The organism is Candidatus Mycolicibacterium alkanivorans, assembly GCF_022760805.1.
GTDB lineage: Bacteria > Actinomycetota > Actinomycetes > Mycobacteriales > Mycobacteriaceae > Mycobacterium > Mycobacterium alkanivorans.
This window is the reverse complement of record NZ_JAIVFL010000001.1, coordinates 187,536-201,826: the sequence shown is the minus strand read 5'-3', so window position 1 is coordinate 201,826 and position 14,291 is coordinate 187,536. Positions and strand designations below refer to the sequence as shown.

Below are 14,291 nucleotides of genomic sequence, written 5' to 3'. Positions count from 1 at the left end.
ATGAATCCCATTCCTTTGACGGTCATCACGCCGGATCACGCCAACAAGCCGGCGTCGAGCAGCGGGTGTAAGAGCAAGACCAGTTGTGGTGCCAGCGGCCCGGTCGACGACCCGGAGCTCAAGGAGAAGATCGCCAACCATCCCTGCTACAGCGCCGAGGCCCACCAGTACTACGCCCGCATGCACGTGGCCGTCGCACCCGCCTGCAACATCCAGTGCAACTACTGCAACCGGAAATACGACTGCGCCAACGAAAGCCGGCCAGGCGTCACCAGCACGCTGCTGTCCCCCGAGGACGCCGTCGCGAAGGTCAAACACGTGGCCAGCGAGATCAAGCAGATGAGTGTGCTGGGCATCGCCGGACCTGGTGACCCGCTAGCCAACCCCAGAGAGACCTTCCGCACTCTCGAGCAGGTGGCCAAGGACTGCCCGGACATCAAACTGTGCCTGTCCACCAACGGCCTGCGGCTGCCCGACTTCGTGGACCGCATCGCCGACCTCAACGTCGACCACGTCACCATCACCATCAACATGGTCGATCCCGAAGTGGGCGAACAGATCTACCCGTGGGTGGCCTACCGGGGCAAGCGCTACACCGGGCGCGACGCTTCGAAGCTGCTGTCCGAACGTCAGCTCGAAGGGCTGGCCGCGCTGACCGAACGCAAGATCCTGGCCAAGATCAACTCGGTGATGATCCCCGGCGTCAACGACGACCACCTCGTCGAGGTGTCCCGGACGGTCAAGTCCATGGGAGCGTTCCTGCACAACGTGATGCCGCTGGTGTCCGCGCCCGAGCATGGCACGGTCTTCGGGCTCGCCGGCCAGCGTGGGCCCAGCCCACAGGAACTCAAGGCGCTACAGGACCGTTGCGCCGACGACGACGGCGCCGAGATGAACATGATGCGCCACTGCCGGCAGTGCCGCGCCGACGCCGTGGGCCTGCTCGGCGAGGACCGCAGCGACGAGTTCGGCCCGGAGACCTACGCCGGCGGGGAGGTCACCTACGACATGGAAGGCCGCCAGAAGGTGCACGCCGAGATCGAACGCTGGCGTGAGGAGGTCCGATCCACCCGGGAGGCCCTCAAGATCGAGACCGAAGGCAGTCGGCCCGACAGGGTCGTGCTGGTCGCGGTGGCCACGAAGGGCAGCGGGGTGGTCAACCAGCACTTCGGGCATGCCGACGAGTTCTGGATCTACGAGGCCGCTCCGGGCTGGGCCAAGCTGGTGCAGACCCGCAGCGTCGAACGGTTCTGCACCGGACCGTCCGAATGCGGCGAAGATGAATCGGTACTGGACAAGACCATTCGGATGCTCTCGGACTGCCAGGCGGTGCTGTGCAGCAAGATCGGCCCCGAGCCGCGCGACGCACTCGAGGCTGCCGGGATCGAGGCCATCGAGGCCTACGACATGATCGAACAGGCTGTCGCCGCCGCTGGCGCCAGGCTGATCTCGGAGGTGTCGGTGCCATGATCAACTTCACTGACAAGGCCACCAGGAAGGTCCTCGCGCTGGTCGAAAACGGCTCGGACTCCGCGGGATTCGGCCTTCGCATCGGGGTGACCCCGGGCGGTTGCGCCGGATACGAATACAGCCTTGCACTGGAACCGAAACCGGATCCGGGCGACGTCGTGGTGAACCTGAACGGGTTCGACGTCTACATCTCCGAGGTGATGGCACCACTGCTGACCGGTATCCGCATCGACTACGTCGAGTCCCTGACATCGTCGGGCTTCACCTTCGCCAACCCGAACGCGGTGGACGCCTGCGGGTGCGGGAACTCGTTCTCCGCCACGGCCGCTGCCGAGCAGGACGCCGCCGATGTGGCGCTGCGCTCCCGGGTGGAGGAGGCCATGGCCGAGATTCGGCCGTTCCTGCAGAACGACGGTGGCGACGTGACGGTGGTCGCCGTCGTCGACGGGGTGGTCTCGGTGGAGTTGACCGGAGCCTGCAACGGCTGCTCGATGGCGACCGGCACGCTGACCGGTGTGATCGAAAGACGGCTTCGTGAAGCCGTTCCCGAGGTTCGCAAGGTGGCACTGGCACCATGCTGACCACAACGTCGCTGACCGAACGATTCGACCGCCAGCTGTCCATTCCGGGTTTCGGCCTCGACCAGCAGCACCGGCTGGGCGCCGCGACCGCCCTGATCGCCGGGATCGGCGGGGTGGGCGGGGCCACCGCGACCTACCTGGCCGCCGCCGGCATCGGCAGGCTGATCCTGGTTCATCCGGGGATGCTCGAGGAACCCGACCTCAACCGTCAGACGCTGATGGTGCCGACGTGGCTCGGCGCTCCCCGGGTGGACTGCGCAGCAAGGACTTTGGGTATCCACTACCCCGACGTCGAGGTCGAGGCGTATCCCTGGGACGTGGATGATCCGAGGCTGCCCGGCCTGGTTGCGGACTGCGACATCGTCGTCGACGCGCGACATAACTTCCCGGAGCGCTACCTGCTGAACCGGATGTGCGCACTGGCCGGTGTGCCTCGGGTGGTCGCGGCGATGAACGCGACCGAAGGGTACGTGCTGACCATCGAGGCGGGATCACCATGCCTGCGCTGTGTGTTCCCCGAAGGCGATCCCGCCTGGCAGCCGCTGGGCTTCCCGGTGCTCGGGGCGGTCGCCGGCACGGCCGGGTGTCTGGCAGCGATGGAGGCGGTGAAGGTGGTGGCGCGCTTCGGTGAGTCCACCGCCAGCCGGTTGACTCATTTCGACCTGTGGGACATGGACTTCCGCACCCTGCCCACCCGGCTCGACCCGCACTGCCCGGATTGTGGAGGCCCGCAATGACTCCCGGCGATATCTACCTCGACTACAACGCGACCACGCCCGTCGACCCGCGGGTTCTCGACGCGATGCTGCCGATGCTCACCGACAGTTTCGCCAATCCCGCCAGCAAGCACGCGGCCGGGTGCGAGGTGGCCCGGCGGATCGAGTCGGCGCGCCGGGACGTCGCCGCACTCGTAGGCGCCGACCGCCGCGACATCGTGTTCACTAGCGGCGCAACCGAATCGGCGATGTTCGCGATCCACGGTGCGCTGGCCTCGGCCCCGCCGGAGCGACGCCGGATCCTGGTCGCCTCCACCGAACACCGTGCGGTGCTGTCCGCCGCCGATGCATCAGGCAAGGCCGACGTCATCCACGTCCTGCCGGACGGAACGCTGGACCTCGACTACCTGGACTGGCTCATCGGCCCCGATGTCGCGCTGGTCGCGGTGGCGGCGGCCAACAACGAAACCGGGGTGATCAACGATCTCGGGGCAATCGGCGAGATCGCCCACCGCGCGGGGGCATTGCTGTTCAGCGACATCACCCAGGCCGTGGGCCGTATCCCGGTCGACATCGCGCAGTTGCCCGTCGACCTCGCCGTGTGGTCGGCGCACAAGCTCTACGGCCCGAAGGGGGTGGGCGCCGTCGCGACCGCCCGAGGCCTGCGAACACGACTGCAGCCACTGTTCCCCGGTTCGGCCGAACGGGGCCTGCGCGGCGGAACCCTCAACACCGCCGGGATCGCCGGATTCGGCGCCGCCTCACGGATAGCGGCCGAGGAGATGGACAGCTCGGCGGCACGGCACACCCGCCTGACGACGTTGCTGCAGACCCTTCTCGAACGCAGGGTCGGCGCCCGGCTGAACGGGCAGGGCGCTCCCCGGCTGCCCAACACCGTCAACCTGTGGTTCCCCGGTGCGCCGGCCGAAGCCGTACAGGACGCCGCACCCGATGTGCTGGTGTCTGCGGGTTCGGCGTGCGCGTCGGGCGACACCGAGCCGTCACACGTGTTGCTGGCCATGGGGCTCAGCCCCGACGCGGCCCTGGAGAGCCTGCGCTTCAGCCTGGGCCGTCCGACCACCGAGGACGATATCCGCTTGGCCGCCGACCGCATCGCCGATGCGGCGCGCCGGGTGCGCAGCATGGAAAGGGAGGGTCGGCCATGACGACCGCGCGACTGCCATTGGACCGTGTGGTGATCCGGTTCGCCGGCGACTCCGGTGACGGAATGCAGCTGGTGGGTGATCGCTTCGCGGCGGCGTCCGCCATCCTGGGCAACGACCTGTCGACGCTGCCGGACTTCCCCGCCGAGATCCGGGCCCCCGCCGGAACCGTCGCTGGGGTGTCGAGCTTCCAGGTGCACTTCGCCAGCCACGACATCCTCACGCCGGGTGACCACCCTGACGTGCTCGTGGCGATGAATCCGGCCGCGTTGAAAGCCAACATCGCCGACCTGCGCCCGGGCGGTGTGCTGATCGTCGACGTCCACGGCTTCACCGAAGACGCACTGGAATGGGTTGGCTACGAGGATAATCCGCTCAGCGACGGGTCGCTGGAGGCGTACACCGTGCAGGCCGTGGACATCACCGGCCTGGCCACCGCGGCGGTCGCCGAATTCGGCCTGTCCCGCAAGGACTCCCGGCGGGTGAAGAACATGTTCGCTCTCGGGCTGGTGTCCTGGCTCTACGACCGGCCACTGGAGCCGACGGTCGCGTTCCTGGGCAAACGATTCGGCGACAAGCCCGGTATCCGGGATGCCAACATCACTGCCCTGCGGACCGGTTGGGCGTTCGGGGAAACGACGGAGGCGTTCGCGGTCAGTTACGAGGTGGCCCCCGCCGCACTGCCGGCGGGCACCTACCGCAATGTGCACGGTAACCTGGCCACCGCGTACGGCCTGGTGGCTGGTGCCCAGCGCGCAGGCCTCGACCTGTTCCTCGGCTCCTATCCCATCACCCCGGCCAGCGAGATCCTGCATGAGCTGTCGAAGCTGAAATCCCTGGGCGTGCGGACATTTCAGGCTGAGGACGAGATCGCGGCCGCGGGGGCGGCCATCGGTGCCAGCTATGCGGGTCTGCTTGCGGCCACCGTGACCTCCGGCCCCGGCATGGCGCTGAAGTCGGAAGCCCTGGGCCTCGCGGTGATGCTGGAACTGCCGCTGGTGGTGGTCAATGTGCAGCGCGGCGGGCCGTCCACCGGGCTGCCGACCAAGACCGAGCAGGCCGACCTGTTCCAGGCCGTCTACGGCAGGCACGGCGAGTCGCCGCTGCCCGTGCTGGCCGCGCGTTCACCCGCGGACTGCTTCGACACCGCCGTCGAGGCCTGCCGCATCGCACTCGAGTACCGGACTCCGGTCGTACTGCTGTCCGACGCCTACATCGCCAACGGCTCCGAACCGTGGCGCGTGCCCGCCGTCGAAGACCTGCCCGATCTGTCCATCGAATTCGCCACGGCGCCGAACAGTGTCGACAACAACGGGGCTGGGGTGTTCCTGCCCTACGCCCGGGACCCGGTCACCCTGGCCCGACCGCTCGCCCTGCCCGGGACACCGGGACTGCAACATCGCATCGGAGGTCTGGAGAAAGACGCCAGGACCGGGGCGATCTCCTACGACCCCGACAACCACGACCGCATGGTGCGTACCCGCCACGACAAGATCGACTGGATCCCGACTCCGCCGGTGCGCGTCGACGACCCGAGCGGTCCGCCGGGCGAGGGCGCCAAAACGATCGTCGTCAGCTGGGGCTCGACCTACGGGCCGGTCGGCGAGGCGTGCCGACGCATCCGCCGCCGCGGCATGGCGATCGCGCAGGCGCACCTGCGGTATCTCAACCCGCTGCCGGCCGACCTGGAGTCCGTGCTGTCGAACTACGAGACGGTGCTGGTGCCGGAGCTGAACCTCGGCCAACTGGCGTCGATGATCCGGTCCAACTGCCTGATCGACACCGTCGGTTACAACCAGATGCGCGGGGTGCCGTTCCGGGCTGCAGAGCTCGAAAGGGCCTTCGTCAACCTGATGTTAGGAACTACGCAGTGTTAGGAACTACACAACCATGACCGCAACGATTCCCGAACTGTCCGAGCCTATTCCACCCGCATCCTTCCGCACCGCGCAGGAGGTCCGGTGGTGTCCCGGATGTGGCGACCACCTGATCCTCGCCGCGGCACAGAGCTTCCTCAGCGGTCTGCGGATACCGTCGGAGAACATCGTGATGGTCTCCGGGATCGGCTGTTCGTCGCGGTTCCCCTACTACGTCGACACCTACGGGATCCACTCGATCCACGGACGGGCACCCGCCATCGCCACCGGGATCAGTGTCAACCGCCCCGACCTGTCAGTGTGGGTGGTCACCGGTGATGGCGACGCGCTGTCCATCGGCGGCAATCATCTGATCCATGCGCTGCGCCGCAACGTGAACCTGAAGATCCTGATGTTCAACAACCGGATCTACGGGCTAACCAAGGGCCAGTACTCGCCGACATCGGAGTTCCGCAAGGTCACCAAGTCGACGCCCGACGGATCGCTCGACGACCCGTTCAACCCGGTGTCGTTGGCGCTGGGCGCGGAGGCCTCGTTCGTGGCGCGCACCATCGACAGCGACCGCAAGCACTTGACCGCCACGCTGGAAGCCGCCGCCGCGCACGACGGCACGGCGCTGGTCGAGATCTACCAGAACTGCCCGGTCTTCAACGACGGTGCCTATCAGGCGCTGAAGGATCCGACCAGCCGGCGGGACTGGCTGATCCCGCTGCAGCACGGGCAGCCGATCGTGTTCGGAGCCGACGGCCGTTCGGCGGTCGTGCGCGACCCCGACTCCGGCGAGCTGTATATCGGCGACGCCGACGAGCCCGACGTCGTCGTGCACGACGTCGGTGCGAGCAACCCGGCGCACGCCTTCGCGCTGTCCCGGCTCGCCGAGCACGACCTGCGGCACACCCCGATCGGAGTGTTCCGCGCCGTGTCCCGACCGACCTACGACCGCCGGTTCCGCGCCCAGCTCGCCGAGGCGCGCGACCGCCGAACGGCCGACCTCCAGCAGCTGCTGCTGGGCCATGACACCTGGACCGTGAAGTAAGGAAGGTAACGACGATGACGTATGTGATAACCGAGCCATGCTTGGACGTGAAGGACAAGGCGTGCGTGCCCGAGTGCCCGGTGGACTGCATCTACGAGGGCGAGCGGATGCTCTACATACATCCCGACGAGTGCACCGACTGCGGAGCATGCGTGGAGGCCTGCCCGGCGGAGGCGATCTTCTACGAGCTCCAGGTGCCGAAGAAGTGGCGGGACTTCAAGGCGGCCAACGTCGAGTTCTTCGCCGAGCTCGGCTCGCCCGGTGGAGCCTCCGACCTCGGCAAGACCGCCGCCGATCCGGACTTCGTCAAAAACCTACCGCGGCACAGCGAATGAGGAAGGAATCAGAGTTGCGCGAGCATCGCCCATTGCGGGTCGCCGTCGTCGGCGCCGGCCCCGCGGGGATTTACGCCGCCGAGGCGCTGCTGAAGTCCGATGTCGACGTCGCCGTCGACGTGTTGGAGCGACTTCCCGCGCCGTTCGGGTTGATCCGCTACGGCGTGGCCCCCGACCACCCGCGGATCAAGGGGATCATCACCGCGCTGCACCGGGTGCTCGACAAGCCCGGTGTGCGGTTGTTCGGCAACGTCGACTACGGTACCGACCTCGGCTTGGACGATCTTCGTTCGATGTACGACGCCGTCGTCTTCTCCACCGGGGCCAACAGCGATCGTCCGCTGCCGATCCCCGGGATCGAGCTCGGCGGGTCGTTCGGCGCGGCGGACTTCGTGTCCTGGTACAACGGCCACCCCGACGTTCCTCGCAACTGGCCGTTGACCGCCCGCAAGGTCGCGGTGATCGGCGCGGGCAACGTGGCATTGGACGTGGCGCGGATGCTGGCCAAGACCGCAGATGAGCTGCTGCCCACCGAGATTCCGCCGAACGTGTACCAGGGTCTGAAGGTCAACGAGGCGACTGAAGTCCACCTGTTCTGCCGCCGCGGACCGGTTCAGGCCAAGTTCACCCCACTGGAACTGTGGGAGCTCGACACCTCGCCGAACATCGAGGTGGTCGTCGACCCGGAAGACATCGACTACGACGACGCCTCGGTGCAGGCCCGCCGCAGCTCGATGATCGTCGATCAGGTCACGGCCGTCATCGAGAAGTACGCGCTGCGCGATCCGGGCAACCGGCCGCACCGGGTACACCTGCACTTCTTCGAGAATCCGGTGGAAGTCGTCGGCGACAACGGACGAGTCACCGGTCTGCGCACCGAACGCACCGAACTCGACGGAACCGGAAATGTCCGCAGCACAGGCAGATTCACCGACTGGGACGTCCAAGCGGTCTACCGTGCTGTTGGCTACCTGTCCGAGCCGGTGGCCAAGCTGCCGTTCGACGACGACAACGGGACCATTCCGAACGAGGCCGGCCGGGTCCTCGACGAGGACGACAGGAGACTGGCCGGGGTGTATGTCACCGGCTGGATCAAACGCGGCCCGGTCGGGCTGATCGGCCACACCAGGAGCGACGCCGAAGAGACGATCGCCTGCCTGCTGGAGGACTATCGCAACGGAATACTCGACGCGCCGCAGGATCCGAGTCCAGAAGCCATGCCCACATTCCTCGCATCACACCGATGCCCGTACACCACATGGGAGGGCTGGCTTCGCCTGGACGCCCGCGAACGGGCCATCGGGGAAGGCCAGGACCGCGAGCGGGTTAAGGTCGTCGAGCGCGAAGCCATGTTGGACGCGAGTGCGGATCCCGGATGAAACACCCTGCGCGAACGGCGCTGAGCGCCGTGCTGGCGCTCTGCTTGGTCAGCGGGTGTGGCTCGGCGCAGCGGGATTCGACCAGCGACGCCGGCGGGCCGAAGATCACCGTCTTCGCCGCAGCGTCGCTGAAGAAGACGTTCACCGAGATCGGCGAGAAGTTCAAGGCCGACAACCCCGGCACCGACGTCGAGTTCTCCTTCGCCGGATCCTCCGACCTGCTCACCCAGTTGACACAGGGTGCGATCGCCGACGTGTTGGCCACCGCCGACACCAAGACCATGGACAAGGCCGCACAGTCCGGTCTGCTCGCTGGGATACCGGTCAACTTCGCCTCCAACACACTGACGATCGTTGTCGCCCCGGCTAATCCGAAGAACGTCACCACGTTCTCCGACCTCACCCGGCCGGGCCTGACGGTCGTCGTCTGCGCACCCCAGGTGCCGTGCGGCTCGGCCACCAAGAAAGTCGAACAGGCCGCCGGGGTGCAGCTGACGCCGGTGAGCGAGGAGTCCCAGGTCACCGACGTGCTCAACAAGGTGAGCACCGGCCAGGCCGACGCCGGGCTGGTCTATGTCACCGACGCGGTCGGCGCCGGTGACAAAGTCACGGCGGTGCCGTTCCCGCAATCCGCGGGCGCGGTCAACACGTACCCGATCGCGGTCCTGAAGGCGTCCGAAAACCCTGACCCGGCAGGCAAATTCGTCGACCTCGTGACCGGTGAGTACGGTCAGAAGGTGCTGGCCGCGGCCGGCTTCGCCAAACCCTGACGCCAGATGCTTCAGAATCCGATGCCCACGCCGATGCCGACGGGTGCCTGTTGACGCGAGCACGCCAGGTCGACGTACACGGTGGTCGCGGTGCTCGACTCTCCCGGCGAGCGGTCCGGGTTGTGGACGGCCACCACCTGGCACGACGACAACGGGGCGCCGGTGTTGCCGTCGACCCAGTTGATCGCGACGATGTAGCCCTGCGACTGCAGCTCGTCGATGGTGGCCTGGGCGGTATCGGCTGCGGCGCCCGACGCGAAGACGATCGGTGCCGCGGCCACACCGAGGAGCGCGGACACTATCCGTCTCAACGAGCATCGCACGGCGCACCTCCCGCGGTTGGACCTGTGCTCAGGATGCCGCACGCGGGGGTGGCCCGCTACCCCGTCGTCCACACCGCCAGTAGCTTGTCGTGCGGATCGCGGAACCTGATGGCGGATGATGGTCTGGCGGGAGCGAGGTGCTGGCCACCTCCGTTGCGGCGCGCCGGAGTCGTTCAGCCTTGGTCGGCGAGCGGGCACGTATCGTCGTACGGGTGATACCCCTGCCTCGGGCATGGCTGCTCACGAGCGCGTTGCTGGTCGGCTGTGCGACCGGCCTGGTCGCCGCCGTCGTCACCACACTGCTGGTCAAGGCGTCAATTCGCCCCGACCTCGTGGTGGCCCTCGTGGTGGGTGTGCCGAGCGCGGTGGGGATGCTGACCATCCTGCTGTCCGGCCGGCGCTGGATCACCACGGTCGGCGCGTTCATCCTCGCCGTGGCGCCCGGCTGGCTGGGAACCCTCGTACTCATCCAGGTGGTGTCCGGTGGCTGAGAAGACGTCCCCGCCCTCGACCGAGCCGCATTACGCGCCGGTCTTCGACACCGGGCCGCACCCCGACCCACTGCGACGACTCCACCGCGACCGCCCCACGGAGCACCCTTCGCGGCCGCGGGCGTTCAGTGAGCCGCAGAACTTCGACACCGACGCGTTCCTGTTGACCGGATTCCCGCATGCCGAGCCGCTCGTCGTGCCCCCCGCGGCCGTCCCGGTCGACGGCTCACGCGCCTACCTCAAGCGGTGGCAGTTGGTCTTCATCGTGGCCGCGGTGTGGGTGCTGGCCGCCGCGGTGGGACTCGGCTTCTACTTCTGGTGGTACACCTCGCTGCACAAGACGCCAGCGGTTTTCGCGGTGCTGATGTACCTGATCGTGTGCGCGGTGGCCAGCATGCTGGTCTCGATGGTGCCCAACAGGCCGCCGGTGACGGCCCTGGCCATCGCACTCATGTCGGCGCCGCTGGCATCGATGCTTGCCGCCGCGGTGCTGCACGGGGCCTATTACTTCGAATGGATTGACCGACCGACGATAAGGTAGCGGGCGTGACCCACTATGACGTCGTTGTTCTCGGAGCCGGACCCGGTGGATACGTCGCGGCGATCCGCGCTGCCCAACTCGGGCTGAACACTGCCATCGTCGAACCCAAATACTGGGGCGGGGTGTGCCTCAATGTCGGCTGCATCCCGTCGAAGGCCTTGCTGCGCAACGCCGAGTTGGCCCATATCTTCACCAAGGATGCCAAGACGTTCGGCATCAGCGGTGAGGCCACCTTCGACTACGGCGCCGCCTTCGACCGCAGCCGCAAGGTCGCCGACGGCCGCGTCGCCGGCGTGCACTTCCTGATGAAGAAGAACAAGATCACCGAGATCCACGGCTATGGCAAGTTCACCGATGCCAGCACCATTTCCGTCGAACTCAACGAGGGCGGAACCGAGACCGTCACCTTCGACAACGCCATCATCGCCACCGGTAGCAGCACCCGGCTGGTGCCGGGCACCAAGCTGTCGAAGAACGTCGTCACCTACGAGGAGCAGATCCTGTCGCGGGAGCTCCCGAAGTCCATCGTCATCGCCGGCGCGGGCGCGATCGGCATGGAGTTCGCCTACGTGATGAAGAACTACGGCGTGGACGTCACCATCGTCGAGTTCCTGCCGCGAGCCCTGCCCAACGAGGACGCGGAAGTCTCCAAGGAAATCGAGAAGCAGTTCAAGAAGTTGGGCGTCAAGATCCTCACTGGGACCAAGGTTGAGTCCATCGAGGATGACGGCTCGCAGGTCACCGTCACCGTCAGCAAGGACGGCAAATCCGAACACCTCAAGGCCGACAAGGTGATGCAGGCCATCGGCTTCGCCCCCAACGTCGACGGCTACGGCCTGGAGGCCACCGGGGTGGCGCTCACCGATCGCAAGGCCATCGGCATCGACGACTACATGCGCACGAACGTCCCGCACATCTATGCCATCGGCGACGTCACCGCCAAGCTGCAGCTGGCCCACGTCGCCGAGGCGATGGGGGTGGTGGCCGCCGAGACCATCGCCGGTGCCGAGACACTGCCGCTGGGCGACTACCGGATGTTGCCGCGCGCGACGTTCTGCCAGCCGCAGGTCGCGAGCTTCGGCCTGACCGAGGAGCAGGCCCGCGACGAGGGCTACGACGTCAAGGTGGCCAAGTTCCCGTTCACCGCCAACGGCAAGGCGCACGGGCTGGCCGACCCCACCGGCTTCGTCAAGGTCATCGCCGACGCCAAGTACGGCGAACTGCTCGGCGCCCACCTCATCGGGCCCGACGTCTCCGAGCTGCTGCCCGAGCTGACCCTGGCCCAGAAGTGGGATCTGACGGTCAACGAGCTGACCCGCAACGTGCACACCCACCCGACGCTGTCGGAGGCACTCCAGGAATGCTTCCACGGCCTCGCCGGCCACATGATCAACTTTTGAGACCGTCGACAATCGTCGCCGGCATCGGCGGGTTCGTGATCGGGCACATCCTGTGGTTGGTCGGGATCTCCATTGCGACGTCGGCCTACCGGGTGAACTTCTGGGTGCTGATCCTCGCCGTGATGATCGCGGTGGCCGCGGGTGCGGTGGGATGGCTGGCATGGCGGATGTATCAGCGAAAGCGCTTGGTATGGGCGGCATTTCTGGCGTGCCTCCCCATCTCGCCGGTGATCTTCACGCTGATCGTGCTCGGCGTGACGTACCTTTAGAAGATCCAGCCACCCGGCAGCCCCATCACAGGCTGTCCCCAGAAACGGGGTGTCTACTCGCAGGCGACCGGGGATGACGCCAGTCCCCGGACGTGAAACGGGGGGACTACATGGCTCAACTGATGACTGCGCGGCGCATCAAACTCGCGCTGGCCGTTCTCGGCGGTGCTGCGGTGGTCACTATGACCGGGTTGTCCGTAGTCACCGGTGGCAGCACCACCACCGACCTGCCGCCGGCGGCCGCTCCGCTGCTTCCCGGCCCGATGACCCAGGGCGATACGGTGACGACCACCATCCCGCCGTCGACGTTGGCGGTCAAGAAGGCCGCGCCGCCGGTCAAGGCGAAGCCCTACGGCAAGGGCTGAGGAGCAGGACGAACTCGTCCACTGCTGTCAGCAGTTGATCAGACCCAGGTCGCGGCGTCCTCAGGACTCCTTGACCAGGTAGGGCGAGACGGTGCTGCGGTGCTCGTCGATGTCCAGCGCTCGGCCCAATGCCGGGAAGGCCCGTTGCGGGCAGTTGTCCCGCTCGCATACCCGACAGCCGGCGCCGATCGGAGTCGCACTATCCGACGACAGGTCGAGCCCTTGTGAGTAGATCAACCGGCTGGCGTGGCGCACCTCGCAGCCCAGGCCGATCGCGAAGGTCTTGCCCGGCTGCCCGTATCGGGAGGCGCGGCGTTCCACCGTGCGGGCCACCCACATGTAGTTGCGCCCGTCGGGCATCTGGGCGATCTGCACCAGGATCTTGCCCGGGTTCGCGAACGTCTCGTAGACATTCCACAGCGGACATGTGCCGCCGGACGACGAGAAGTGAAAACCGGTGGCCGACTGACGCTTTGACATGTTGCCAGCCTTGTCGACGCGGACAAAGGAGAACGGCACGCCACGCATCGATGGCCGCTGGAGCGTCGAGAGGCGGTGGCAGACGGTTTCGTAGCTCACCTGGTAGAACGCCGAGAGCCGTTCAATGTCGTAGCGGAAATTCTCTGCGACGTCGTGGAATTGGCGATAGGGCAGGACCGTGGCGGCGGCGAAGTAGTTGGCCATGCCGAGGCGGGCCAGCTTGCGTGACTCCTCACTGGTGAACGTGCCGTCGGCGACCATCGAGTCGATCAGGTCGCCGAACTCCAGGTAGGCCAGCTCGGCGGCCATCCTGAACACCTGCTGGCCGCCGGAGAGGTGTGCGCTCATCTCCAGCGTCTTGTTCTCCGAGGCGTAGCGGTGCAGCACCCTGTCGCCGAGGTCGATGCGCTTGACCAACCGCACGCCGTGAACCTGCGCCAGCCGCTGGCCGATGTCACCTGCCAGGTCGCCGCGATGCAGCCGCATCCGGACCGTCAAATCCTCAGCGGCTGCGTCCAGTTCGTGCAGATAGTTCTGTCGCTCGTAGAAGTAGTCGCGCACTTCCTCGTGCGGCATGGTGATGGCGCCGCTGCCGCTGGCGTCGGTGAACCGGTCCTCGGTGACCGCCGCCAGCTGTGTGGTGGTCGTCCGGTAGCGTCGGTGCAGGTTCACCATCGCCTTGGCCACGTTGGGGTGGGCGTTGACCACGTCGGCGACCTCGGCCGGGTCGATCTCCACACCCAGGTCGCGATCCAGCGTTATTTCCCTGAGTTCGGCGATCAGCCGGGTGTCGTCCTGGGAGGCGAAGAAGGTCGCGTCAACCCCGAACGCTTCGGTGATCCGTAGCAGGACCGCGACCGTCAGGGGCCGGACGTCGTGCTCGATCTGGTTGAGGTAGCTGGGCGAGATCTCCAGCATCTGTGCAAGTGCCGCCTGGCTGAAGCCGCGTTCGCTGCGCAGCTGGCGCACCCGGGAGCCGACGTACGTCTTGGACACTGTGCCAGGCTACCGAGGGTTGCGAATTGCGGCTTCGCATCGTTGGCATAGCCGGCCGGTTGGCATTCCCCAGGGCCTTTGGCATGATCGCGCTGGGGG

General features: G+C 66.9%; 16 protein-coding genes. 14 read left to right on the top strand and 2 right to left on the bottom strand.

Translation table 11 applies throughout. The annotated features are described in order from the left end of the window. From nifB to modA, 9 genes are read left to right on the top strand one after another with little or no spacing between them, the layout of a single operon-like run. Window positions 1-1,470, top strand: coding sequence for a nitrogenase cofactor biosynthesis protein NifB (gene nifB / locus K9U37_RS01110; protein ID WP_243070149.1), 1,470 nt, complete (start codon window positions 1-3; stop codon window positions 1,468-1,470). Continuing rightward, window positions 1,467-2,051, top strand: a complete 585-nt coding sequence (locus K9U37_RS20705; protein WP_243070148.1) for an iron-sulfur cluster assembly accessory protein — start codon at window positions 1,467-1,469, stop codon at window positions 2,049-2,051. Before nifB ends, K9U37_RS20705 begins: the two co-directional genes overlap by 4 nt. Then, entirely contained in the window at window positions 2,045-2,788 is a 744-nt protein-coding gene (locus K9U37_RS01100; protein ID WP_243070147.1) for a HesA/MoeB/ThiF family protein, read from the top strand. Before K9U37_RS20705 ends, K9U37_RS01100 begins: the two co-directional genes overlap by 7 nt. Continuing rightward, a complete protein-coding gene (locus tag K9U37_RS01095) occupies window positions 2,785-3,933 on the top strand; it encodes a cysteine desulfurase family protein (RefSeq protein WP_243070146.1) in 1,149 nt (382 codons plus the stop codon). The genes K9U37_RS01100 and K9U37_RS01095 overlap by 4 nt, the downstream gene beginning before the upstream one ends. After that, window positions 3,930-5,807: a 2-oxoacid:acceptor oxidoreductase subunit alpha gene (locus K9U37_RS01090; protein WP_243070145.1), complete on the top strand. Its 1,878-nt coding sequence runs from the start codon at window positions 3,930-3,932 to the stop codon at window positions 5,805-5,807. Before K9U37_RS01095 ends, K9U37_RS01090 begins: the two co-directional genes overlap by 4 nt. 13 nt (window positions 5,808-5,820) lie before the next feature. Then, window positions 5,821-6,843, top strand: a complete 1,023-nt coding sequence (locus tag K9U37_RS01085; protein ID WP_243070144.1) for a 2-oxoacid:ferredoxin oxidoreductase subunit beta — start codon at window positions 5,821-5,823, stop codon at window positions 6,841-6,843. A gap of 14 nt (window positions 6,844-6,857) precedes the next feature. Then, a complete protein-coding gene (gene fdxA / locus K9U37_RS01080; protein WP_243070143.1) occupies window positions 6,858-7,178 on the top strand; it encodes a ferredoxin in 321 nt (106 codons plus the stop codon). After that, the gene (locus tag K9U37_RS01075; RefSeq protein ID WP_243070142.1) at window positions 7,175-8,557 is read left to right on the top strand and encodes an FAD-dependent oxidoreductase; all 1,383 of its coding nucleotides are present in this window, start codon (window positions 7,175-7,177) and stop codon (window positions 8,555-8,557) included. Before fdxA ends, K9U37_RS01075 begins: the two co-directional genes overlap by 4 nt. Further along, on the top strand, window positions 8,554-9,327 hold the full coding sequence (modA, locus tag K9U37_RS01070) for a molybdate ABC transporter substrate-binding protein (RefSeq protein ID WP_243070141.1): 774 nt from the start codon (window positions 8,554-8,556) through the stop codon (window positions 9,325-9,327). Before K9U37_RS01075 ends, modA begins: the two co-directional genes overlap by 4 nt. A gap of 11 nt (window positions 9,328-9,338) precedes the next feature. Here modA and K9U37_RS01065 read toward each other — a convergent pair whose 3' ends face one another. Next, window positions 9,339-9,626, bottom strand: a complete 288-nt coding sequence (locus K9U37_RS01065; protein WP_243070140.1) for a hypothetical protein — start codon at window positions 9,624-9,626, stop codon at window positions 9,339-9,341. Between the two features lie 236 nt (window positions 9,627-9,862). Here K9U37_RS01065 and K9U37_RS01060 point away from each other — a divergent pair, with 236 nt between their 5' ends. The 5 genes from K9U37_RS01060 to K9U37_RS01040 all read left to right on the top strand — a co-directional run bounded on the left by K9U37_RS01060 (window position 9,863) and on the right by K9U37_RS01040 (window position 12,716). Beyond that, window positions 9,863-10,141, top strand: coding sequence for a putative holin (locus K9U37_RS01060; protein WP_243070139.1), 279 nt, complete (start codon window positions 9,863-9,865; stop codon window positions 10,139-10,141). Next, complete coding sequence (locus K9U37_RS01055) at window positions 10,134-10,682, top strand: hypothetical protein (protein ID WP_243070138.1); 549 nt, start codon at window positions 10,134-10,136, stop codon at window positions 10,680-10,682. The genes K9U37_RS01060 and K9U37_RS01055 overlap by 8 nt, the downstream gene beginning before the upstream one ends. 5 nt (window positions 10,683-10,687) lie before the next feature. After that, a complete protein-coding gene (gene lpdA / locus K9U37_RS01050) occupies window positions 10,688-12,082 on the top strand; it encodes a dihydrolipoyl dehydrogenase (RefSeq protein WP_243070137.1) in 1,395 nt (464 codons plus the stop codon). Further along, window positions 12,079-12,351, top strand: a complete 273-nt coding sequence (locus K9U37_RS01045) for a hypothetical protein (protein WP_243070136.1) — start codon at window positions 12,079-12,081, stop codon at window positions 12,349-12,351. The genes lpdA and K9U37_RS01045 overlap by 4 nt, the downstream gene beginning before the upstream one ends. A 110-nt stretch (window positions 12,352-12,461) precedes the next feature. Further along, complete coding sequence (locus K9U37_RS01040; protein ID WP_243070135.1) at window positions 12,462-12,716, top strand: hypothetical protein; 255 nt, start codon at window positions 12,462-12,464, stop codon at window positions 12,714-12,716. Window positions 12,717-12,776: 60 nt separating this feature from the next. On the opposite strand, the gene ramB is transcribed toward K9U37_RS01040, so the two are convergent. Continuing rightward, complete coding sequence (gene ramB, locus K9U37_RS01035) at window positions 12,777-14,192, bottom strand: acetate metabolism transcriptional regulator RamB (RefSeq protein ID WP_243070134.1); 1,416 nt, start codon at window positions 14,190-14,192, stop codon at window positions 12,777-12,779. Between the last annotated feature and the right edge of the window lie 99 nt (window positions 14,193-14,291).

Coding starts and splice junctions, on each gene's coding strand:
- nifB (WP_243070149.1), top strand. CDS start 1: ATGAATCCCATTCCTTTGACGGTCATCACGCCGGATCACGCCAACAAG.
- K9U37_RS20705 (WP_243070148.1), top strand. CDS start 1,467: ATGATCAACTTCACTGACAAGGCCACCAGGAAGGTCCTCGCGCTGGTC.
- K9U37_RS01100 (WP_243070147.1), top strand. CDS start 2,045: ATGCTGACCACAACGTCGCTGACCGAACGATTCGACCGCCAGCTGTCC.
- K9U37_RS01095 (WP_243070146.1), top strand. CDS start 2,785: ATGACTCCCGGCGATATCTACCTCGACTACAACGCGACCACGCCCGTC.
- K9U37_RS01090 (WP_243070145.1), top strand. CDS start 3,930: ATGACGACCGCGCGACTGCCATTGGACCGTGTGGTGATCCGGTTCGCC.
- K9U37_RS01085 (WP_243070144.1), top strand. CDS start 5,821: ATGACCGCAACGATTCCCGAACTGTCCGAGCCTATTCCACCCGCATCC.
- fdxA (WP_243070143.1), top strand. CDS start 6,858: ATGACGTATGTGATAACCGAGCCATGCTTGGACGTGAAGGACAAGGCG.
- K9U37_RS01075 (WP_243070142.1), top strand. CDS start 7,175: ATGAGGAAGGAATCAGAGTTGCGCGAGCATCGCCCATTGCGGGTCGCC.
- modA (WP_243070141.1), top strand. CDS start 8,554: ATGAAACACCCTGCGCGAACGGCGCTGAGCGCCGTGCTGGCGCTCTGC.
- K9U37_RS01040 (WP_243070135.1), top strand. CDS start 12,462: ATGGCTCAACTGATGACTGCGCGGCGCATCAAACTCGCGCTGGCCGTT.